Origin of the sequence: Macrococcus equipercicus, assembly GCF_004359525.2 — a bacterium.
Taxonomy (GTDB): domain Bacteria; phylum Bacillota; class Bacilli; order Staphylococcales; family Staphylococcaceae; genus Macrococcus; species Macrococcus equipercicus.
In genome coordinates, this window is the sequence record NZ_SCWC02000002.1 from 84,599 (window position 1) to 105,423 (window position 20,825).

At 48.6% G+C, this 20,825-nt stretch carries 20 protein-coding genes and 1 tRNA gene; all 21 read left to right on the forward strand.

The features are described 5' to 3' along the window. Nucleotides 1-23: 23 nt before the first annotated feature. Nucleotides 24-1,730, forward strand: a complete 1,707-nt coding sequence (gene polX / locus ERX35_RS02960) for a DNA polymerase/3'-5' exonuclease PolX (RefSeq protein WP_149458432.1) — start codon at nt 24-26, stop codon at nt 1,728-1,730. Continuing rightward, on the forward strand, nt 1,727-4,066 hold the full coding sequence (locus tag ERX35_RS02965; protein WP_149458433.1) for an endonuclease MutS2: 2,340 nt from the start codon (nt 1,727-1,729) through the stop codon (nt 4,064-4,066). Before polX ends, ERX35_RS02965 begins: the two co-directional genes overlap by 4 nt. A 211-nt stretch (nt 4,067-4,277) precedes the next feature. After that, nucleotides 4,278-4,859 carry a fatty acid metabolism transcriptional regulator FadR gene (locus ERX35_RS02970; protein WP_149458434.1) on the forward strand — a complete coding sequence of 194 codons (582 nt, stop codon included), beginning with the start codon at nt 4,278-4,280 and terminating at the stop codon, nt 4,857-4,859. Continuing rightward, nucleotides 4,852-5,604 (forward strand): enoyl-CoA hydratase-related protein, encoded by a 753-nt coding sequence (locus ERX35_RS02975; RefSeq protein WP_149458435.1) that lies wholly within the window; start codon nt 4,852-4,854, stop codon nt 5,602-5,604. Before ERX35_RS02970 ends, ERX35_RS02975 begins: the two co-directional genes overlap by 8 nt. A 22-nt stretch (nt 5,605-5,626) precedes the next feature. Beyond that, nucleotides 5,627-6,397, forward strand: a complete 771-nt coding sequence (locus ERX35_RS02980; RefSeq protein ID WP_149458436.1) for an electron transfer flavoprotein subunit beta/FixA family protein — start codon at nt 5,627-5,629, stop codon at nt 6,395-6,397. 12 nt (nt 6,398-6,409) lie between these two features. Beyond that, complete coding sequence (locus tag ERX35_RS02985; protein WP_149458437.1) at nt 6,410-7,351, forward strand: electron transfer flavoprotein subunit alpha/FixB family protein; 942 nt, start codon at nt 6,410-6,412, stop codon at nt 7,349-7,351. A 71-nt stretch (nt 7,352-7,422) separates the two neighbouring features. Next, complete coding sequence (gene trxA, locus ERX35_RS02990) at nt 7,423-7,737, forward strand: thioredoxin (protein ID WP_149458438.1); 315 nt, start codon at nt 7,423-7,425, stop codon at nt 7,735-7,737. Between the two features lie 64 nt (nt 7,738-7,801). Further along, nucleotides 7,802-9,586 (forward strand): excinuclease ABC subunit UvrC, encoded by a 1,785-nt coding sequence (gene uvrC, locus ERX35_RS02995; protein ID WP_149458439.1) that lies wholly within the window; start codon nt 7,802-7,804, stop codon nt 9,584-9,586. Between the two features lie 238 nt (nt 9,587-9,824). Then, nucleotides 9,825-10,436, forward strand: a complete 612-nt coding sequence (locus tag ERX35_RS03000; protein WP_149458440.1) for a succinate dehydrogenase cytochrome b558 subunit — start codon at nt 9,825-9,827, stop codon at nt 10,434-10,436. 20 nt (nt 10,437-10,456) lie between these two features. After that, nucleotides 10,457-12,217, forward strand: a complete 1,761-nt coding sequence (sdhA, locus tag ERX35_RS03005; protein ID WP_149458441.1) for a succinate dehydrogenase flavoprotein subunit — start codon at nt 10,457-10,459, stop codon at nt 12,215-12,217. Then, nucleotides 12,217-12,981, forward strand: coding sequence for a succinate dehydrogenase iron-sulfur subunit (gene sdhB / locus ERX35_RS03010; protein WP_149458442.1), 765 nt, complete (start codon nt 12,217-12,219; stop codon nt 12,979-12,981). Before sdhA ends, sdhB begins: the two co-directional genes overlap by 1 nt. Nucleotides 12,982-13,024: 43 nt before the next feature. Then, nucleotides 13,025-13,498 carry a MarR family winged helix-turn-helix transcriptional regulator gene (locus ERX35_RS03015; RefSeq protein WP_149458443.1) on the forward strand — a complete coding sequence of 158 codons (474 nt, stop codon included), beginning with the start codon at nt 13,025-13,027 and terminating at the stop codon, nt 13,496-13,498. Next, the gene (racE, locus tag ERX35_RS03020; RefSeq protein ID WP_149458444.1) at nt 13,491-14,303 is read left to right on the forward strand and encodes a glutamate racemase; all 813 of its coding nucleotides are present in this window, start codon (nt 13,491-13,493) and stop codon (nt 14,301-14,303) included. The genes ERX35_RS03015 and racE overlap by 8 nt, the downstream gene beginning before the upstream one ends. After that, entirely contained in the window at nt 14,300-14,869 is a 570-nt protein-coding gene (locus tag ERX35_RS03025) for an XTP/dITP diphosphatase (RefSeq protein ID WP_149458445.1), read from the forward strand. Before racE ends, ERX35_RS03025 begins: the two co-directional genes overlap by 4 nt. 15 nt (nt 14,870-14,884) lie before the next feature. Further along, nucleotides 14,885-15,382 carry a metallophosphoesterase family protein gene (locus ERX35_RS03030; RefSeq protein WP_149458446.1) on the forward strand — a complete coding sequence of 166 codons (498 nt, stop codon included), beginning with the start codon at nt 14,885-14,887 and terminating at the stop codon, nt 15,380-15,382. Between the two features lie 101 nt (nt 15,383-15,483). Beyond that, nucleotides 15,484-15,557 (forward strand) — tRNA-Arg (locus ERX35_RS03035). 105 nt (nt 15,558-15,662) lie between these two features. Continuing rightward, entirely contained in the window at nt 15,663-16,283 is a 621-nt protein-coding gene (locus tag ERX35_RS03040; protein WP_149458447.1) for an NUDIX domain-containing protein, read from the forward strand. After that, nucleotides 16,284-17,231: a hypothetical protein gene (locus ERX35_RS03045; RefSeq protein ID WP_149458448.1), complete on the forward strand. Its 948-nt coding sequence runs from the start codon at nt 16,284-16,286 to the stop codon at nt 17,229-17,231. Between the two features lie 76 nt (nt 17,232-17,307). Then, nucleotides 17,308-18,591: a trigger factor gene (gene tig / locus ERX35_RS03050; RefSeq protein ID WP_149458449.1), complete on the forward strand. Its 1,284-nt coding sequence runs from the start codon at nt 17,308-17,310 to the stop codon at nt 18,589-18,591. 290 nt (nt 18,592-18,881) lie between these two features. Beyond that, on the forward strand, nt 18,882-20,144 hold the full coding sequence (clpX, locus tag ERX35_RS03055) for an ATP-dependent Clp protease ATP-binding subunit ClpX (protein ID WP_149458450.1): 1,263 nt from the start codon (nt 18,882-18,884) through the stop codon (nt 20,142-20,144). An 87-nt stretch (nt 20,145-20,231) separates the two neighbouring features. Next, nucleotides 20,232-20,819, forward strand: a complete 588-nt coding sequence (yihA, locus tag ERX35_RS03060) for a ribosome biogenesis GTP-binding protein YihA/YsxC (protein ID WP_149458451.1) — start codon at nt 20,232-20,234, stop codon at nt 20,817-20,819. Nucleotides 20,820-20,825 lie beyond the last annotated feature (6 nt).

Below are 20,825 nucleotides of genomic sequence, written 5' to 3' on the forward strand. Positions count from 1 at the left end.
CTTTTATTTTGGGGGTCTTCATAATGACAAAGAAAGATTATATCAAGCTGCTGGAAACAATCGGATTATATATGGAACTGAAAGGTGAGAACAGCTTCAAAGTCTCCGCATACCGTAAAGCGGCCGGAGCGATTGAACAGTCGCAGACACCGATTGACGACATCAAGGATTTTTCAGTGCTGCCGGCTATCGGTAAGAGCGTCTCGGAGCTGCTCGACGAATACCGGAGCACGGGGCAGTCATCGCTTCTTGATACGCTGAAGGAAGAAGTGCCTGAAGGCCATATTAAAATGCTGAAGATCAGAAATCTCGGGGCGAAGAAAATCGTCAAGCTGTATAAAACCCTTGGCATCACCACGATTGATGAGCTGCAAGCAGCATGCACCGCAGGGAAAGTGCAGGAACTTGCAGGCTTCGGTGCCAAGACAGAGGAGACCATCTTAAAGGGCATCGAAGACTTGACGACTAAACATGATTTAAGCATCAATGAGGCGGTGAAGCTGACGCTGTTCATCAATGAAGGGCTGGAAAGCTGCCCGTCCGTCAGCCGTTATCAAGTTGCCGGCAGTCACCGGCGGATGGCTGAATACAGCAAGGACCTGGACTACATTGTTGAGACTGCGCATCCAGAGCAGGCAGCGCAAGAAATCGAGTCACTTGATATCGTCACTCACGTCGAGGTGAGCGGCACTGAGAAAGTGTCTGTCACCGTCATGATCGAGGATATTGAGACAGCGGTTGATTTCAGGTTCACGGATGCTGCGGGATTTGTGCAGATGCTGAATCACTTCACAGGCAGCAGGGACCATAACGTCAAGATGCGTCAGCTCGCTAAAGCACGCGGTGAGAAAGTCAATGAGTACGGCATCACGACAGCAGACGGCGAACTGATCCAGTATGCGACGGAGGAAGAGATCTATCAGCATTACGGTCAATCGTACATACCGCCTGAAATGCGTGATACGGTCGATGCCTTCGATGTGGACCAGTCGACTATTTTGACGCTCAATGCGATCAGAGGTGACCTTCACATGCATACGACTGCAAGTGACGGCGCCCACGAACTTGAGGAGATGATTGAAGCGTGCATCAAGAAAGGGTACGACTACATGGTCATCACCGATCATTCAAGAAGCCTGCGCGTCGCGAATGGGCTGTCTATTGAGCGGCTGCTGGAACAGCATGAGAAGATCAAAGTGCTCGATAAAGCTTACAGTGAGATCGATATCTACAGCGGCACAGAAATGGACATACTGCCGGACGGTACGCTTGATTTCCCGGATGACGTGCTGGCACAGCTCGATTATGTCATCGCTGCCATCCATCAGTCATTCAGCCAGCCGGAGAGCAGAATTATGGAACGGCTGCTGAATGCCTGTCATAATCCTTATGTCAGACAGCTCGCCCATCCGACAGGCAGACTGCTCGGCGGACGCTCCGGCTATCCGGTTGACATGGCGCAGCTGATCGCAGCGGCGCAGGAGACGAACACAGTGCTTGAAGTGAATGCCCATCCGATCAGGCTGGACATCAGCAGTGCTGTCCTTAAAAGCAATCCGGGACTGACTATCGCCATCAATACCGATGCCCATCATATCAATCACCTCGACTTGATGAAGTACGGCGTCGGCACAGCCATTAAAGGCCATGTCACGACAGCTTCAGTCATCAACACGATGACGCGTGACGCATTCAGAAAGTGGCTTAAGGAAGGAAAGAAAATGAAATGAACGTTAAAGCACTCAACGTTTTAGAATATAACCGCGTTAAAGAACGCGTCATCAGCTATGCGCAGAATGAAGTCAGCACGGCACTTGTCCAGGTGATGAACCCGTCAACCGATAAAGACTGGGTGACGGCGCAGCTCGGCAGACTCGATGAAGCGCGCATCATCAATATGCAGGGCAGTGAACCCGGCATGAGCACGCTGACCACTGTTCACAGCTTGACGAAGCGGGCGCATATCGGCTCCATGCTCAGCGTCACTGAGCTGAACCGCATCAAAAACAACATCAGGGTGACGAACCGCTACAAAACGTACATCCTCAGCTTGACGTCAGGCGGCGATGTTTCTCTGCCGCTATTGAGCGCACAGTTTCAGAAGCTGCCTGTGCTCAGTCACGTCAGTGATGAGATCGATGCGAAATGTGACGAGGCAGAACTGCGCGATCACGCCTCCGCTGCACTGTATGATATCCGGCAGCAGAAAAAAGGCATCAACCGCAGAATTAAGGACAAGCTTGATTCCATCGTGCGCTCGCAGGCCAATCAGAAGAAACTGTCTGACGCCATCGTGACGATCCGTAATGACCGGCAGGTAATACCGGTGCGCAGTGAGTACAAGCAGGATTTCCCGGGCATCGTCCACGATACGTCGGCATCCGGTCAGACATTCTACATCGAGCCGAACAGCATAGTCGAACTGAGCAGCCAGCTGAACACAGTCGCTGCCCGTGAGAACGAGGAAGTGAGCCGGATTCTGTACGAGCTGTCCGGACTCGTCGCTGAAGCTCATCATGAGATCAACTGGGTGACCGAGGTCATGGGTGAACTTGACTATCAGCTCGCTAAAGCAAAGTACGGCCATTCACTGAAAGGCGTGATCCCGGTCATTGAAGACGAGCGGACGATTGATCTGCCGTTTGCCTGGCATCCGCTGCTCGACCCTGCGACAGTCGTCAAAAACAGCATCACGTTCGGAGATGACATTCATTCAGTCATTATTACAGGGCCGAACACCGGCGGGAAGACCGTCACACTGAAAACAGTCGGCCTCATTGTGCTGATGGCCCAGTCCGGCATGATGATCCCGGCTGCAGAAGGCGCGGCCCTCAGCATCTATCACGAAGTTTTCTGTGATATCGGTGATGAGCAGTCGATCGAACAGTCACTCTCCACATTTTCAAGTCATATGACGAACATCGTCAGCATACTGCAGGAGATGGATGACAGAAGTCTTGTGCTGTTTGATGAGCTCGGCTCAGGGACAGACCCTGCTGAAGGTGCGGCGCTTGCGATGAGCATACTGGACCGCTGTCTTGAGAAGGATGTCATGACGATGGCGACGACGCATTATCCTGAACTGAAAGCATACAGCTATAACCGTGAGCATGTCATGAATGCAAGTGTCGAGTTCGATGTGGAGACATTGAGCCCGACTTATAAACTGCTGATGGGTGTGCCCGGAAAAAGTAATGCCTTTGAAATCTCGAAGAAGTTAGGGCTCGAGCTATCGGTCATCAAACATGCCCGGCAGCTCATCCATATGGACAACGTCGAAGTCAATGAAATGATTGCCGCATTAGAGAGAAATACACGGCAGGCAGAAAACGACCGCATTACAATGGAGCGCCTGAAAAAAGAAGCGGAGCAGCTGCATAAAGAACTGTCTGACCAGTACGCGCAGTACAGCCGTCAGAAAGAATCGCTCATTGAACAGGCGAAGCAGTCGGCGAATGAGATTGTCACGAAAGCTGAGAAAGCAGCGGACGACATCATTAAAGACTTGAAGACGCTCCGGACAGAGCAGCAGGGCATTAAAGAAAACGAGCTGATCGAGAAGAAAGGCCGGTTCAAAGACTTATACAATGAAACAACGCTCAAAAAATCACGTACAGCAGAAGTGCAGGAGGTCATCGCACCGGGTGACAATGTCAAAGTGCTGTCTTACGGCCAGAAAGGTGTCATTCTGTCAGTGGACAAGGAAGAAGCGGTCGTCCAGATGGGTATCATCAAGATGAAGCTGCCTTTGTCTGACTTCAAGAAGGAGCAGCCTGAGAAGGATAAGCAGATCCGGGTTGTCCCGCGCGTCAACCGCCAGACCATCAAGATGGAGCTCGATTTACGGGGTGAGCGCTATGAAGAGGCATTGACCCGTCTCGAGAATTATCTGAATCAGGCGCTGCTCAGCAACTATGGTCAGGTCACCATCATCCACGGTAAAGGGACAGGCGCGCTGCAAAAAGGTGTGCAGGACTATTTGAAACGTGCTAAGATGGTGAAATCATTCAGAGGCGGTATGCCGTCAGAAGGCGGCTTCGGTGTGACAGTCGTCGAACTGAAGTAGGAGGATATGATGTGGAACTTTGATATGTATAAACTTGCCGTCGTGCTGATCATCGTGGCAACACTCATGCTGCTCGGCGGGGTCACCTACTTGTTTTTACAGTAATTTGAACAAAAAGAAGTAATATTCTGAAAATAACTTGACGGAAAATTACTTCTTTTTTATACTAATAGTTGAATGAATGGTCATTCAGTAGAGAGGGAGAACATCATTGACGGAAAAAAGACAAATCATCATCAACGCTGCTGTGGAAGTCATCGCAGAGCACGGCTATCACGGCGCGCAAGTGTCAAAAATAGCGAAACAGGCGGGAGTCGCCGACGGAACCATCTATCTGTACTTTAAAAATAAGGACGATATTCTGTTCGGTCTGTTTGAAGATAAAGTTGACCAGCTGATGGCGACCATGACAGCGACATCAGCTGCATCACCTGAAGACCAGCTGAAGACATTCGTCAGAAACCATGTGGAGTGGCTGGCACTTGACCGCTCGCTTGCAGCATGCGTGCAGCTGGAGCTCAGACAGTCGAAGAAGGAGATGCGGAACAAACTGAATCATCTGCTCATCCCTTATCACCGGCTGCTTGAAAATATTCTTGTCAAAGGAATCGATGCCGGTGTCTTTGACCCGGCGATGAATCTGAAGTTTGCAAGGCAGCTCATCTTCGGAGCGATTGATGAGGCGATCTCGACATGGGTAGTCGCTGATTTCAAGTATGATATTACCGCCCAGTTTGACGACCTGTACTATTTGATCAGTAAAGCCGTAACCAAGGAGGACCATCATGATTAACATGACTATTAATGATAAGCGCTGTACGTTGACACTTGACCGACCGAAAGCGAATGCGCTGTCGGCAGAACTTGTAGCACAGCTCGGGGAGAAGCTGGATACTGTGGAAGCTGACGGCACTGTCAAAGTCGTCCTGCTGCAAGGGGAGGGCAGGTTCTTCTCAGCAGGAGCTGACATCAAGGAGTTCGCTCTCCGCAGTGCCGAAGAACTCGAGCAGCAGAGTCGTGATACTCATGCAGTGTTCAACCGGCTTGAGCATTTTAACGTGCCGGTGATCGCATTGATCAAAGGTGCAGCACTCGGCGGCGGGCTTGAACTTGCGATGAGCTGCCACATTCGTCTGAGCACAGTTGATGCGCAGCTCGGCCTGCCGGAAATCAATCTCGGCGTCATGCCGGGTTATTCCGGGATACGCCGCCTGAAAAGCCATGTCGGCACGGCAAAAGCACTGGAGATGGCACTGACCGGTCAGGCAGTGAGCGGCGCTGAAGCGGAAGTGATGGGGCTTGTCACAAAGGCATTTCCGACAGAAGATGACATGGTGCGCTACGCAGAACAGCTCAGTTCAACCATTCAAGGCTATTCACTGGATTCCATCCAAGGCATCATGGCCGTCAGCGCAGAAACAGAAGCTGAGAAGAGTGATGACACGGAAGCCCGGCTCTTCGGCCGGATCTTTGACACCGATAATGCTAAAGAAGGGGTTCAGGCATTCATCGCTAAACGCAGACCAGACTTTAAATAACATCAACAAAGGGGATTGAAGGATGAACATTTATGTACTGATGAAACGCACATTTGACACAGAGGAACGGATTCAGCTGCAGGGGGACAGAATAGACGAGGACAGCGCAGAGTTTATCATCAATCCGTATGACGAATATGCGATTGAAGAAGCAGTCAAGCTGAAGGAATCACATGACGGCGAGATTGTTGTTCTGACGGTCGGCACTGAGGAGAGCGAGAAGGAGCTGCGGACCGCGCTCGCGATGGGTGCGGACCGCGCTGTGCTGATCAATGCTGAGGATGACTACGAAGACTTAGACAGCAGCAGCGTCGCACGGATTATTGCAGCGTATGTGGCAGCGCAGGATGTTGATGTGATTCTTGCGGGCAATGTCGCTATCGACGGCGGCAGCGGTTCTGTCGGGCCGGCTGTAGCTGAACTTCTTGATATACCGTACGTGACGACAGCAGTAGAACTTATAATTGACGGCACGACGGCGCATATTACAAGAGATGCAGAAGGTGACACGGAGAAAGTATCCGTGCAGCTGCCGTTTCTTATGACGTGTCAGCAAGGGTTGAATGAACCGCGTTACCCGTCACTGCCGGGCATCATGAAGGCGAAGAAAAAACCGCTTGATGAAGTAGCGCTCGATGATATAGAAGTGGATGATTACGAAGCATTGACCCGCCGGGAAGCGCTATCGCTTCCTGCGGACAAAGCTGCGGGCCGTATTCTTGACGGTGAACTGACGGCGCAAATAGACGAACTGGTCGGTCTGCTGATTCATGACAGAAAAATAGTCGGATAGGAAAAGGGGATTATCATGACGAATATTTTAACAGTAGCAGAAATTAAAGATTATCAGCTGAGACATGTCTCATTTGAAGCCATTGCACTTGGCAGGCAGTTAGGAGAAGTCACGACGCTGTTGATCAACGGGACAGATGATATGGCAGGTCAGCTGGCAGCACACGGAGCAGACCGCATTCTGACAGTGACAGACGAGCAGCTCACGCCTTACAGCAGCGACGGTTATACTCAAGTCATCCAGGCGGCGCTGGATGCTGTATCACCTGACTATTTGATTCTCGGTCATACGGCTGTCGGCAAGGATCTGGCACCAGTCATTGCGGTCAGAAGACAGGCTGGACTGATCACTGATGTCGTTGCTTACAGTGATGGGCACTTCAAGCGGCCGATCTATTCCGGCAAAGCATTCGAGGAGAAGACGTTCAACAGTGACTTCAGAGTCGTGACAATCAGACCGAATAACTTTGCGGTATTGAACATAGCAGGGGCAGGCACAGTCGAGCCGCTTGACGTGACAATCAAGGATTTACGGACAACAATCAATGAAATCGTGCAGAAGACAACGGCAGGTGTAGACCTCGCAGAAGCGAAAGTCGTCGTAGCGGGCGGCCGCGGCGTTAAATCAGCAGAAGGCTTTAACATGCTGCAGGAGCTGGCAGATGTGCTCGGCGGAGCAGTCGGTGCTTCACGCGGTGCGACAGACGCTGAGTACTGCGACTATTCACTGCAGATCGGCCAGACCGGTAAAGTCGTCACACCTGACTTATACATCGCGTGCGGTATTTCAGGTGCCATTCAGCATCTGGCGGGCATGAGCAATGCCAAAGTCATCGTCGCGATCAACAAAGATCCGGAAGCGAATATTTTCAGTGTGGCGGACTACGGCATCGTCGGTGATCTGTTCGATGTCGTACCGATGCTGACGGATGCCTTTAAAGCCGCACGAGTGTGAGCAAAGAGGATGACGGTTGATTAGCACCATGTTATACTCCTGTTATCATGAAATTTTAGGAGGAACAAACAATGGCATTGATTAATGCAACTGATGCAAACTTTGAAGAAAATATTAAAGAAGGCGTAACTTTAGTAGACTTTTGGGCACCTTGGTGTGGACCATGTAAAATGATCGCTCCTGTGCTTGAAGATTTAGCAGGTGATATCGACGGAAAAGCCAACATCGTTAAAGTGGATGTTGACGAAAACCAGGCGACTGCTGCGAAATTCGAAGTGATGAGCATTCCGACGTTAATCGTCTTCAAAGACGGTCAAGTCGTTGACAAAGTCGTAGGTTTCCAACCTAAAGAACAACTTCAGTCCGTTCTTGAAAAACATTACTAAGAAGCGTATAGGACGCATTAAAAAAGAGCTTCGGCTCTTTTTTATTTTGAATGGGGAATAGCGTATGGAAGACTTTCAGTTAAAAATCAGGCAGAAACTTGCGGTGCTGCCGATGGAACCCGGCTGTTATTTGATGAAGGACAGGCAGGGGGAGATCATCTATGTCGGTAAGGCGAAGAATCTGCGCAACCGTGTCCGCTCTTATTTCAGCGGCGCACATGATGAGAAGACGACCCGGCTTGTCGCGGAGATCCGGGACTTTGAGTTCATCATCACAAGTACGGAGATTGAATCGCTGCTCCTTGAGCTGACGCTGATCAAAAAGCATTATCCGCGCTACAATATTCTGCTGAAGGATGATAAGAGCTATCCGTTCATCAAGATCACAAAGGAGAAGCATCCGAGGCTGCTTGTCACACGCCAGGTGAAGAAGAACAGCGGCAAATATTTCGGCCCGTATCCGAATGCGTATTCCGCGCAGGAGACAAAGAAGCTGCTGGACCGTATTATTCCGTTCCGGAAATGCAACCATATGCCGGACAAACTGTGTCTTTACTACCATATCGGCCAGTGTCTCGGTCCGTGTGTCTATCCGGTCGAGGAGCAGGAATATCAGGCGATGGTGCAGACGGTCACCCAGTTTCTGAACGGTGAGGATTCAACGATCATTGAAGACCTGCGCCGCAAGATGGAAGAGGCGAGCAGCGCACTGAACTTTGAGCAGGCCAAGGAGTACCGTGACTTGATCAGTCACGTGGAGGCTATCATGTTCAAGCAGAAGATGATGACAGCTGATATGACGGTGAGAGATATTTTCGGTTACAGTGTGGATAAAGGCTGGATGTGCGTGCAGGTGTTCTTCATCAGACAGGGGAATTTAATCGAGCGGAACGTGACGATGATACCGCTGCTGCAGGATCCGGAAGATGCATTCTACAACTTCATCGGCCAGTTCTATCAGCTGAACCAGAACATTCTGCCGAAGGAAGTACATATACCGGTCGGGCTGGACATCGAGATAGTGCGTTCCGTCGTCGAGACGAAAGTCGTTCAGCCGGTGCGCGGTGCGAAGCGGGAGATGGTCGAGCTGGCGGAGAAAAATGCGAGGATCGCCCTGTCCAATAAGTTCGATATGATAGAGCGCGATGAGTCACGCACAATTAATGCGATTGAAGAACTGGGACGTGCGATGAACATCCAGACACCTATCCGCATCGAAGCATTCGATAACTCCAATATTCAAGGGGTGGACCCGGTGTCAGCCATGATTACGTTCATCGACGGCAGGCCGAGCAAGAAAGACTACCGGAAGTATAAAATCCGGACGGTGCAGGGGCCGGATGACTACAAATCGATGGCGGAAGTCGTGAGACGACGCTATATGAGGGTGCTGCGGGAAGGGCTGCCGCTTCCTGACCTGATCATTGTCGACGGCGGCAAAGGCCATATGAACATTATTACGAGTGTGCTGGAAGATGAGCTGGGACTCGATATCCCGGTCGCCGGTCTGAAGAAAAATGCGAAGCACCAGACAGCAGAACTATTGTACGGCGATAACGCAGACATCATTCCGCTCGACAAGAAGAGCCAGGCGTTCTACTTGCTGCAGCGCATTCAGGACGAAGTGCACCGGTTTGCCATCACGTTCCACAGGCAGACCCGGCAGAAGACAGGGCTGCAGTCTCAGCTGGACACTATACCAGGTGTCGGTCCGAAGCGGAAGACACAGCTGATCAAGCATTTCGGTTCGATTAAACGCATTAAAGAGGCCCCGCTTGAGGAACTGACGGCACTCGGTATACCGAAAGCGACAGCGGAGATCATTCAGACGACGCTGAACAGTTCGTGATAATAAAAAACACGGAACGAGTGTCCGTGTTTTTTATTATGATTTCATGCCAGCATCCCGCTAATTGAAAATAATTATCATAGTTCACAAGGGTTTGAAAAGTGATACAATAATGCCATACAGCAAGTTATTATTTTTTTCTGCGAAATGTAATCGGTTTCTTGATTTCATAATTTAAGAAGCGTAGAATTAAACGTGTTCATTTATCTTGCTACAAAATTATTAGGGGGGACTTCGCTTGGCGAAACCAGAACAGTCTTTTGCATTACGCAGGTTGCATTCTTTAATTGGTGTGCTGCCGATTGGTGTATTCTTACTCCAGCATTTATTCGTTAACCACTTTGCAGTTTACGGTCCTGAGAGCTTCAACAGAGCTTCTGACTTCATGGGCAACCTACCACTGAAATTGCTGCTGGAAACAGTAGTCATCTACATCCCGATTTTATTCCATGCGATCTACGGCGTATACATCGCATTTACATCACGCAATAACATTGGACATTACTCAACATTCCGCAACTGGATGTTCCTGCTGCAGCGTGTGACCGGGGTCATCACGTTCATCTTTATCGCTGTCCATGTCTGGCAGACACGCGTGCAAGTTGCATTCGGTCACCACGTGGATTACAGCATGATGCATGAGTTGATGACGAATCCTTTCTACATCGGTTTCTATGTCATCGGTATTTTGAGCACAGTGTTCCACTTTGCGAATGGTCTATGGTCATTTGCCATTACTTGGGGTATCACTCAGAATGACAAGTCGCAGCGCATCATGACTTATGTGTCATTAGTCGTATTCCTGGCAGTATCAGCATTAGGTTTAACAGCATTATTTGCATTCATTTAATTTAGAGGAGTGGCATATATATGGCAAACAGTAAGGTTATCGTTGTCGGCGGCGGGCTCGCCGGGTTAATGGCAGCGATTAAAGCAGCAGAACAGAACACCAATGTGGAGCTGTTCTCATTAGTACCTGTTAAGCGGTCTCATTCAGTGTGCGCACAAGGTGGAATCAATGGTGCGGTTAATACGAAAGGTGAGGGCGATTCACCTTGGATTCACTTCGATGATACAGTATACGGCGGTGACTTCCTGGCGAACCAGCCCCCCGTTAAAGCGATGACTGAAGCAGCGCCTGCTATCATCCACTTATTAGACCGTATGGGTGTTATGTTCAACAGAACACCTGAAGGATTACTTGACTTCCGTCGGTTCGGCGGGACACTGCATCACCGTACGGCTTATGCCGGTGCGACAACGGGGCAGCAGTTATTGTATGCTCTGGACGAACAGGTACGCCGCTACGAAGTAGAAGGATTAGTCACAAAATTTGAAGGCTGGGAATTCCTCGGCATCGTTAAAGATGACGCCGGTGTCTGCCGCGGTATCGTTGCTCAGAACTTAATCAACGCAGAAATCAAATCATTTGCAGCTGATGCTGTCATTATGGCAACGGGTGGTCCTGGTATTATCTTCGGTAAATCAACGAACTCCATGATCAACACAGGTTCTGCCGCTTCTGTTGTCTACCAGCAAGGTGCGACGTATGCAAACGGTGAGTTCATCCAGATTCACCCGACAGCGATTCCCGGCGATGATAAACTGCGGCTGATGAGTGAATCTGCGCGTGGTGAAGGCGGACGTGTCTGGACATATAAAGATGGTAAGCCATGGTACTTCCTGGAAGAGAAATATCCGGATTACGGTAACTTGGTGCCGCGTGACATCGCAACCCGTGAGATCTTCGATGTCTGTGTCAACCAGAAGCTCGGTATCAATGGTGAGAACATGGTCTATCTTGACTTAAGTCATAAAGACCCGCACGAACTGGATGTGAAGCTCGGTGGTATCATCGAAATCTACGAAAAGTTCACAGGTGATGACCCGCGTAAAGTACCGATGAAGATCTTCCCTGCTGTGCATTATTCAATGGGCGGCATCTGGGTGGACTATGACCAGATGACAAACATCCCTGGACTGTTCGCTGCCGGTGAATGTGATTATTCACAGCACGGCGGTAACCGTCTTGGTGCGAATTCATTATTGTCAGCCATTTACGGTGGTATGGTCGCAGGACCGAACGCCATTAAATATATTAAAAACCTTGAAACTTCTTATGAAGATATTCCGGAAGAAATATTTGAACGTCAAGTCGAGAGCGAAAGAGCCCGCTTTGAGTCATTATTGAATATGCGCGGCACAGAAAATGCGTACAAACTTCATAAAGAACTCGGTGAAATCATGACAGCTAACGTGACGGTAGTCCGTCACAATGATAAGCTGCTTGAAACAGACAAGAAGATTGTCGAACTGATGGAACGCTACCAGAACATTGATATGGAAGATACAGCGACATGGAGCAACCAGGCAGTATTCTTTACGCGTCAGTTATGGAACATGCTGGTGCTTGCGCGCGTCATGACCATCGGTGCGTATAACCGTAATGAATCACGCGGCGCCCATTATAAGCCGGAATTCCCGAACCGTAACGATGAGGAATGGCTGAAAACAACAATGGCGATATTTGACGGACCAGAAAATCCACCGATCTTCAACTATGAAGATGTCGATGTCAGCTTAATTCCTCCGCGTGTCCGCGATTACTCTAAAAAAGGAGGCAAACATTAATGGCAGAAAAAACAATCGAATTAGTGATCAGACGTCAGGCTAAGCCGGAAGCTAAGCCTTATGATGAAAAGTTTGTTATTCCATACCGTCCGAACATGAACGTCATCGCAGCGCTCATGGAGATTCAGCGTAATCCAGTCAATGCACAGGGTGAGAAAACAACACCTGTCACATGGGACATGAACTGTCTGGAAGAAGTGTGCGGTGCCTGCTCAATGGTCATCAACGGCCGTGCGCGTCAGTCATGTTCAACGATTATCGATACGCTGGAGCAGCCGATCCGCCTTGAACCGATGGCGACATTCCCGGTGATGCGTGACCTGCAGGTCGACCGTTCTAAAATGTTCGATAACTTAAAACGTGTCAAAGCATGGGTGCCGGTTGATGGTACTTACGACTTAGGACCAGGGCCCCGTATGCCTGAGAAGAAACGTCAGACAGCTTATGAGCTTTCTAAATGTATGACTTGTGGTGTCTGCCTTGAAGTATGTCCGAACGTCAACCAGAATTCTAAATTCATGGGAGCGCAGCCGATCTCACAAGTCCGTCTGTTCAATCTGCATCCGACAGGCAGTATGAATAAAGACGAACGTCTTCACGCCTTGATGGGTGAAGGCGGACTGGCTGAATGCGGTAACTCCCAGAACTGTGTGAAAGCTTGTCCTAAAGGGATTCCTTTGACAACATCAATCGCAGCGATGAACCGGCAGACGAACTTCCAGTTATTCAAATCATTCTTTGGTTCTGATTACCAGGTCAATTAATTATGACGGCAGGCGGAGATTTCCGCCTGCTGCTTTTTTTGATATGATAGTGCTATATGTAGAAGAGGGAGTCATTATGGACAATAAGGAAATGGTTATTTCAATTGAATATCAGTTAAGAAGAATTGCCGACCGCATCAAAATCCAGGGCCGCAGCATCCTGCAGTCCTATCAGCTCTCAAATCAGCAGTTCATCGCGATACAGTGGGTCGGGGAAGGTCCGGTCACCGTCGGCCAGCTCGCTTCAAATATGGGGCTTGCGGTCTCGACAACTTCTGAGATGGTTGATCAGCTGATCCTCAAAAACTGTGTGCGCCGGGAGAAAGATCTGAACGACAAACGGAAAGTGAACCTGCTGCTTGAAGATAAAGGCCGTGCGATCATCAAAGAAGTGATCACGCATCGTCAGAACTATTTGAACGGCTTGATGAGCGGGATGTCACAGGATGACAAAGAAGCACTGCAGCAGTCGGTGGCGACGCTCTATGAGGCGATTGGAGAGCAGCACGATGAATAGACCGATCGGCGTTATTGATTCAGGTGTCGGCGGCCTGACGGTGGCGAAGGAAATCATGCGGCAGCTGCCCAATGAAGCGATCTATTATCTCGGTGACGTAGCGCGCTGTCCTTACGGGCCGCGGCATGGCGAGGAAGTGAAGCGGTTCACGACGGAGCTTGCATTATTTCTGATGACAAAAAACATCAAGATGCTTGTGATTGCCTGTAATACAGCGACTGCGGTTGCTCTGACGGCACTGCAGGAAATGCTGCCGATTCCTGTGATCGGCGTCATTGAACCCGGCGCCCGGACAGCCATCATGACGACGCACAACAACAAAGTGCTCGTCCTCGGGACAGAAGGAACGATTAAATCTGAAGCATACCGCAAAAAAGTGATGTCCATCAATCCGGCGATTGAAGTGAAAGGGGTCAGCTGCCCGGGATTTGTGCCGCTTGTAGAGCAGGTGCGCTATAAAGACCCCATTGTGACCAACATCGTCATCCATCAGACGCTCAAGCAGTGGCGTCAAGATAAGAGTGACACCGTCATACTAGGCTGCACGCATTACCCGCTGCTGAAAGATTACATCGAACAGTATTTCGGCGGTGAGAAAACCATTATTTCGTCAGGTCTTGAGACTGCAAGAGAAGTCAGTGCACTATTGACGTTCAGTCAGGAGCATGCGCATAATACGCGGGTCAAAGCGCACCGGTTTTTTGTCAACGGCGACCCGGAGAAGTTCATGCGTATTGCCCGGGAATGGCTGGAAGATGACTCACTTATAGTGGAAGCGATCAATTTAGAGGAGGAATTAGCATGAGAGATATCGTCATCGCAACAGGAAACCAAGGAAAGATCAACGACTTCAAATATATCTTCCCTGAAGATAATGTCATCGGTATCCAGACACTCGTACCGGACTTCGACGTCGAAGAAACAGGGACGACCTTTGAAGAAAATGCCCGGCTGAAGTCTGAGGCTGGCTGCAGTCTGCTCGGCAAAATCGTGATTGCTGATGATTCAGGATTAGCAGTGGATGCACTGAACGGTGAGCCGGGTATTTATTCCGCACGCTATGCAGGACCCGCTAAAAATGATGAAGCGAACATCGACCTTCTGCTCGGTAATATGGCAGGAATCACCGACCGTTCGGCGCAGTTCGTCTGTGCCATTGCCGTCAGTGAGCCGGGCAGAGCGACCAGGACATACCGCGGTGAAGTCGCAGGTGAAATCGCTTTAGAGCGGCAAGGTACGCACGGCTTCGGCTACGATCCGGTCTTTTACCTGCCGGCGTACCGTAAAACAATGGCTGAGCTGACCAACGAGGAGAAAGCGGAAATCAGCCACCGCCGCCAAGCGATCGAACAGTTGAAACAAGATTTCTAGTAAGGAGATGGCAAGATGAAATGGGTAATTGTAAGTGACAATCATGGTGAAGAAGTGCTACGGGATATTCAGACGATTCATGATGACGCGGACTTATGGGTCCACCTCGGTGATTCTGAGTTTGACTATCATGCCCCTGAGCTGAAGCATTATACGAAAGTCGCCGGAAACTGTGACTACGGCGCTGACTTTAAAGACGAGCAGCTCATCCAGTATCATGATATCAACGCCTATATGACGCACGGCCATAAGTTATCTGTGAACCGCGGACTGAAGCAGTTAGCCGCCCGTGCCGCTGAACATCAGTGCAGCATTGCTTTCTATGGTCATACGCATGTACGGCATGTCGAGACAGTCGACGGCGTCGTCTGCATCAATCCGGGCAGTATCAGCCAGTCGCGCAGCGCTGACCCGGAAAGCTATGCGGTCATCACTTTTGATGAGACGGAGAAAGTCATCACCTTCCTGAATGAGCGGCATGAAATCATGGATAAAGAAGTTCTAGTATTTTAGTGTAATAACACTATAAAACTTTTAGCGATCTATTGTTTTCCCGCTAATTGTTGTTGACTTTAAAGTTCAAACTTGATTATAATTAATCTTGTCTTGAATGAGTCCTGGTAGCTCAGCTGGATAGAGCAACGGCCTTCTAAGCCGTCGGTCGGGGGTTCGAATCCCTCCCAGGACGCTAAAACAAAAGGAAATGTGATTCTTCACATTTCCTTTTTTATTTGTACAGTCATGATAAATCATATAAAATTTAACTAACAATCGATAGATGAGGGGTAAACCGATGAATAAATTTGATGAACAGATCATCGTGGTCGACAGAGAATCATTGTTCAGTCATGAAAAGAATGCATTTAACGGCTTTATTACTATAGAAGATCAGCGCGCCCTTGAAATGTTCGAGACATTGTCTAAATATGAAGTGAAACGTCGCGGTGATATGGAAGAGGACCCTGCGTTCAAGCAGTTGATCTCTTACTGTATCCTTGAAAATGAACACGACGAGCTGCTTGTCTATGAGCGTTTATCCGGCGGCGGTGAAGGAAGGCTGCACGGTCTGAGCTCACTCGGTATCGGCGGCCATATGAACCATCTGGACGGCGATGATATTGAGATGATCCTGATGGAAAACGCAAGACGTGAACTGGCAGAGGAAGTCGGCCTGTCAGCCATCCCTGACAACGACCTTGAACTTATGGGGTTCATCAACGATGATGACAATGAAGTCGGACGCGTACATATCGGACTTGTTTTCAAGATCAAAGTGGAGGCAGCACAGGTGAACGTTGTTGAGACGGATACGCTTGCCATCCAGTGGAGAAACAAGTCAGACCTTCTGGCGGCGGGCAGCTACGAGACATGGAGCCGGCTGATCATCGATGCACTATATACAGCAGGTTTCTAAATGAGCGAGATCATCATCTTCCCGAAAATAGGTGACGGGCTGAACCGGCAGCTGGAAGAGGCGATGGCAGCACAAGATTACGAACGGGCTTATGATATCATCCATGAGATGGAGCGTCATATCGAGCTCAGTCATAAGCAGCAGCTCATCAAGCTCGAGATTTTACAGCACATCGGTTCATTTATTGAGCTCAGGGAAGAAGCAAGTATACTACTCAATCAAGGTCATCCTTCCTATGACGTGATCATCCGTTATTTCCTTGAAAGTCTGTTCGCACTCGAGCAGTACCAGACTGTGATTGAGCTCATTGAATCACTGCGCTCAGAAGACCTGGACCATGGGCTGATGATGCAGCTGCTGCCGCTTTACGATGCCGCACAGCACAGGCGTAATGAACGTGATAAACGTTCAACCGGTCAGCTGCAGCAGTTTCTCCAGTGGCCGGTCAGCCGGCAGCTGCACTATATGGTGGAACTTATTGAAGGTGAGCAGTTCAATTACTGCTCAACGGTCCGTCATTTACTTGGTCAGTCCCTTCATCCCAAAGTGCAGACACTGATGATTGAATATCTACTGCTGGCCGGTGCTGAAGGGAAGATTCAGTTCAACAAGCTGGAGCAGCATGTGACTATTAATCTGGCCGATCTGCCTCATGTGCAGGAATCCAGGCTTGCTGCTGTATGGCCGCACGTCATCGACTGGTTTGATATGCATGCGCCGGCACAGTCGCCTGCGGTCAGCGAATGGCTGAACGACCAGCAGATGATGCGCTACCCGCTTGACTTCAAAGACAGTACGGATATGCTTTATGACATCGAAACGATAGCAGAAGCTTATGTTATATACTTGACGCGGCTGTTTGCACTTGAAGAGGAGACGCTTCAAGAGACAGCAGACCATACCGCCATTATCCGGGCCATTGAACGGACGGAGACTGCCGGCAGTTAAAATGATTCATATTGTTGAACGTCTTGTGAATTATGCTATAATAAAAGAGTTGAAAATTAACTGGAGGTTATTACACATGACAGCAAAATGGGAAAAGCAAGAAGGTAACGTAGGCGTTTTAACAGTTACTGTTCCTGCAGAAGAAGTAAATTCAGGCTTGGACAAAGCATTCAAAAAAGTCGTTAAACAAGTCAACGTACCAGGTTTCCGTAAAGGGAAAATGCCGCGTCCGTTATTCGAACAACGTTTCGGCGTTGAATCTTTATATCAGGATGCGCTTGATTTCATCTTGCCGGATGCTTATGCAGATGCAGTGGATGAAGCAGGGATCAACCCGGTTGACCGTCCTGAGATCGACATCGAACAGATGGAAAAAGGTAAAGAGCTGATCTTCACAGCGAAAGTGACTGTTGAGCCGGAAGTGACTTTAGGCGACTACAAAGGACTTGAAGTAGAAGCAGCAGACACTGAAGTGTCAGACGAAGAATTCGAAGCAGCTATCAATGCAGAACTTGCACGTAAAGCTGAACTTGTTGTTAAAGAAGACGGTGCTGTTGAAAACGGCGATGTTGTTAACCTGGACTTCGATGGTTATGTGAACGATGAGCAGTTCGAAGGCGGAAAAGCAGAAGGCTATGACCTTGAAATCGGTTCCGGCCAGTTCATCCCAGGCTTCGAAGAACAGTTAGTAGGTGCTAAAACAGGCGAAGAGAAAGACGTTACCGTTACATTCCCTGAAGAGTACCACGCTGAAGAATTAGCAGGTAAAGATGCAGTGTTCAAAGTGAAAATCAACGAAGTGAAAACTAAAGAAGTACCTGAACTTGATGACGAGTTAGCGAAAGAGCTTGATGAGTCTGCTGAGTCAGTGGATGCTTACAAAACAAAATTCCGCGCTGACTTAGCTGAGCAGAAGAAATTCGCCGCTGAAAACGCGACAAAAGAATCATTGATCGCTCAAGTGACTGAGAATGCACAAGTTGATATTCCACAGGCTATGGTTGACACTGAGCTCGGCCGCATGATGCAGGAATTCGAACAACGCATCGCACAGCAAGGGTTAAACCTTGAGTTGTACTACCAGTTCTCTGGTCAATCAGAAGAGCAGTTAAAAGAAAGCATGCAGGAAGATGCAGAGAAACGTGTTAAAACAAACTTAACACTTGCTGCTATCGCTAACGCAGAAAACATTGAAATCTCTGATGAAGATGTAGAAGCTGAATTAACTAAAATGAGCGAACAGTTCGGTTTATCAGTAGATGATATCCGTTCAGCGCTTGGCAACACAGCTGTGCTGAAAGATGACCTGCGCATCCAAAAAGCAATCGATGTATTAGTCAGCGAAGCTAAAACTAAGTAATAAGAAAATATAATTGATGAAAAGGGGCCATATATCTATTCACTGGATATACGGCCGTCTTTTTATGTAGAGATATATCGGCTTTCTCGTCATGACCGTCCATAAGCATTCATATTGCATGCAGACTGAGAATACGTTATGATAGTAAGCCAGCGAAATAATTGAATACGGGCATTGTTTGACTTTCTGACTGTTCAACTGCAGAAGCTGCAAGTCAGACTCTTTCCGGTTTAATTAGTTGCATATCATGTATCTTTTTAGTATATTCGTCTAAAGACAGGGGTGTAGACATGTTTAAATTTGATGAAGATGAAGAAAACTTGAAATGTTCCTTCTGTGGTAAGGATCAGGACCAGGTTAAGAAATTAGTAGCCGGCAGCGGCGTTTATATATGCAATGAATGTATTGAACTATGTGCTGAGATTGTCGAGGAAGAACTGAAGACAACGGGTACAGAGGAACTGACAGAAATACCGAAACCTAAAGAAATGCTGGCGCTGCTGGATGAGTATGTCATCGGCCAGACAAAGGCGAAAAAAGCACTTGCGGTAGCGGTTTACAATCACTACAAACGTATTGTTCAGCCTGCTAAAACAGATGAAGAAGAAGTCGAACTGCAAAAAAGTAACATCGCACTGATCGGTCCTACCGGCAGTGGTAAGACGCTTCTTGCACAGACACTTGCCCGTTCACTGAACGTGCCGTTCGCTATCGCAGACGCGACAAGCCTGACTGAAGCGGGCTATGTCGGCGAAGACGTAGAGAACATCTTGCTGCGTTTAATTCAAGCCGCTGATTTTGATATTGAGCGCGCTGAAAAAGGCATCATTTATGTCGATGAAATCGATAAGATTGCCCGTAAATCTGAGAACACTTCAATTACGCGTGATGTGTCAGGTGAAGGGGTGCAGCAGGCACTGCTGAAAATTCTTGAAGGGACTGTAGCTTCTGTCCCACCTCAAGGCGGCCGTAAGCATCCGAACCAGGAATTCATTCAGATTGATACAACCAATATTCTGTTTATTCTCGGCGGTGCGTTTGACGGTATTGATGAAGTCATCAAACGCCGTCTCGGTGAAAAAGTCATCGGCTTCACAGGTCAGAAAGACAAAGACATCGATGAAGCGGCGCTGTTATCACAGATCAAACCTGAGGACCTGCAGGCATATGGTCTGATTCCTGAGTTCATCGGCCGCATTCCGGTTGTTGCGAACCTGGAACAGCTCGACGTTGATGCGCTGAAGAGCATTTTGACGCAGCCGAAAAACGCGCTTGTCAAACAGTTCAAGAAGATGCTTGAACTGGACGGCGTTGAACTTGAATTCACAGATGAAGCGCTGACAGCGATTAGTGAACTGGCAATCGAACGTAAAACAGGGGCACGTGGCCTGCGTTCAATTATTGAAGAAAGTCTGATGGATATTATGTTTGATATCCCATCTGAAGAGAACGTCGCTAAAGTCATCATCACAGAAGAGACGATCCGTGAATCGACTTCTCCGGAGATGTATGATGAAGCTTCAAACTTGATCGAGTCAGAAAAATCAGCATAACACTTAACCTCATGGGGTCGTTTACTCTATGAGGTTTCTTTTTGATGATTTGACCATGTATAATAAGAAGAAAAACAGGAGAAAACTATGAATATCAATCCGAACAACGTAGAAATCATTATCAGTGCGGTCAAGCCGGAGCAGTATCCGGACACGGGACTGCAGGAAATCGCGCTTGCCGGCCGGTCAAATGTCGGGAAGTCGTCCTTCATCAATACGATGATCAACCGCAAAAGCATGGCGAGAATCTCATCGAAACCGGGTAAAACACAGACGCTTAACTTCTTTAACATTGATGAGCAGCTCGTCTTTGTCGATGTGCCGGGCTACGGTTATGCAAAAGTATCAAAATCAGAGCGGGAACGCTGGGGTAAAATGATCGAGACTTATTTGACGACACGTGAGAATCTTGCGGTTGTCATTCAGCTCGTTGATATCCGTCACGAACCGACGCAGGATGACGTCCTGATGTATGATTTTCTGAAGCATTACGACATTCCCGTCATTATCATCGCAACGAAAGAAGACAAAATCCCAAAGGGCAAAGTGCAGAAGCATCTGAAAGTAGTCCGTCAGACACTTGAGATGGATTCTGGTGACACTTTGATCAGTTATTCGTCATTATCAAAAGATAAAAACACATTGATCTGGCAGGCCATCGAAAAATATTTATAGAGCATG

Coding starts and splice junctions, on each gene's coding strand:
- sdhA (WP_149458441.1), top strand. CDS start 10,457: ATGGCAAACAGTAAGGTTATCGTTGTCGGCGGCGGGCTCGCCGGGTTA.
- ERX35_RS03040 (WP_149458447.1), top strand. CDS start 15,663: ATGAATAAATTTGATGAACAGATCATCGTGGTCGACAGAGAATCATTG.
- ERX35_RS03025 (WP_149458445.1), top strand. CDS start 14,300: ATGAGAGATATCGTCATCGCAACAGGAAACCAAGGAAAGATCAACGAC.
- racE (WP_149458444.1), top strand. CDS start 13,491: ATGAATAGACCGATCGGCGTTATTGATTCAGGTGTCGGCGGCCTGACG.
- sdhB (WP_149458442.1), top strand. CDS start 12,217: ATGGCAGAAAAAACAATCGAATTAGTGATCAGACGTCAGGCTAAGCCG.
- ERX35_RS02965 (WP_149458433.1), top strand. CDS start 1,727: ATGAACGTTAAAGCACTCAACGTTTTAGAATATAACCGCGTTAAAGAA.
- ERX35_RS02980 (WP_149458436.1), top strand. CDS start 5,627: ATGAACATTTATGTACTGATGAAACGCACATTTGACACAGAGGAACGG.
- polX (WP_149458432.1), top strand. CDS start 24: ATGACAAAGAAAGATTATATCAAGCTGCTGGAAACAATCGGATTATAT.
- trxA (WP_149458438.1), top strand. CDS start 7,423: ATGGCATTGATTAATGCAACTGATGCAAACTTTGAAGAAAATATTAAA.
- uvrC (WP_149458439.1), top strand. CDS start 7,802: ATGGAAGACTTTCAGTTAAAAATCAGGCAGAAACTTGCGGTGCTGCCG.
- clpX (WP_149458450.1), top strand. CDS start 18,882: ATGTTTAAATTTGATGAAGATGAAGAAAACTTGAAATGTTCCTTCTGT.
- ERX35_RS03030 (WP_149458446.1), top strand. CDS start 14,885: ATGAAATGGGTAATTGTAAGTGACAATCATGGTGAAGAAGTGCTACGG.
- yihA (WP_149458451.1), top strand. CDS start 20,232: ATGAATATCAATCCGAACAACGTAGAAATCATTATCAGTGCGGTCAAG.
- ERX35_RS03015 (WP_149458443.1), top strand. CDS start 13,025: ATGATAGTGCTATATGTAGAAGAGGGAGTCATTATGGACAATAAGGAA.
- ERX35_RS03045 (WP_149458448.1), top strand. CDS start 16,284: ATGAGCGAGATCATCATCTTCCCGAAAATAGGTGACGGGCTGAACCGG.
- ERX35_RS02975 (WP_149458435.1), top strand. CDS start 4,852: ATGATTAACATGACTATTAATGATAAGCGCTGTACGTTGACACTTGAC.
- tig (WP_149458449.1), top strand. CDS start 17,308: ATGACAGCAAAATGGGAAAAGCAAGAAGGTAACGTAGGCGTTTTAACA.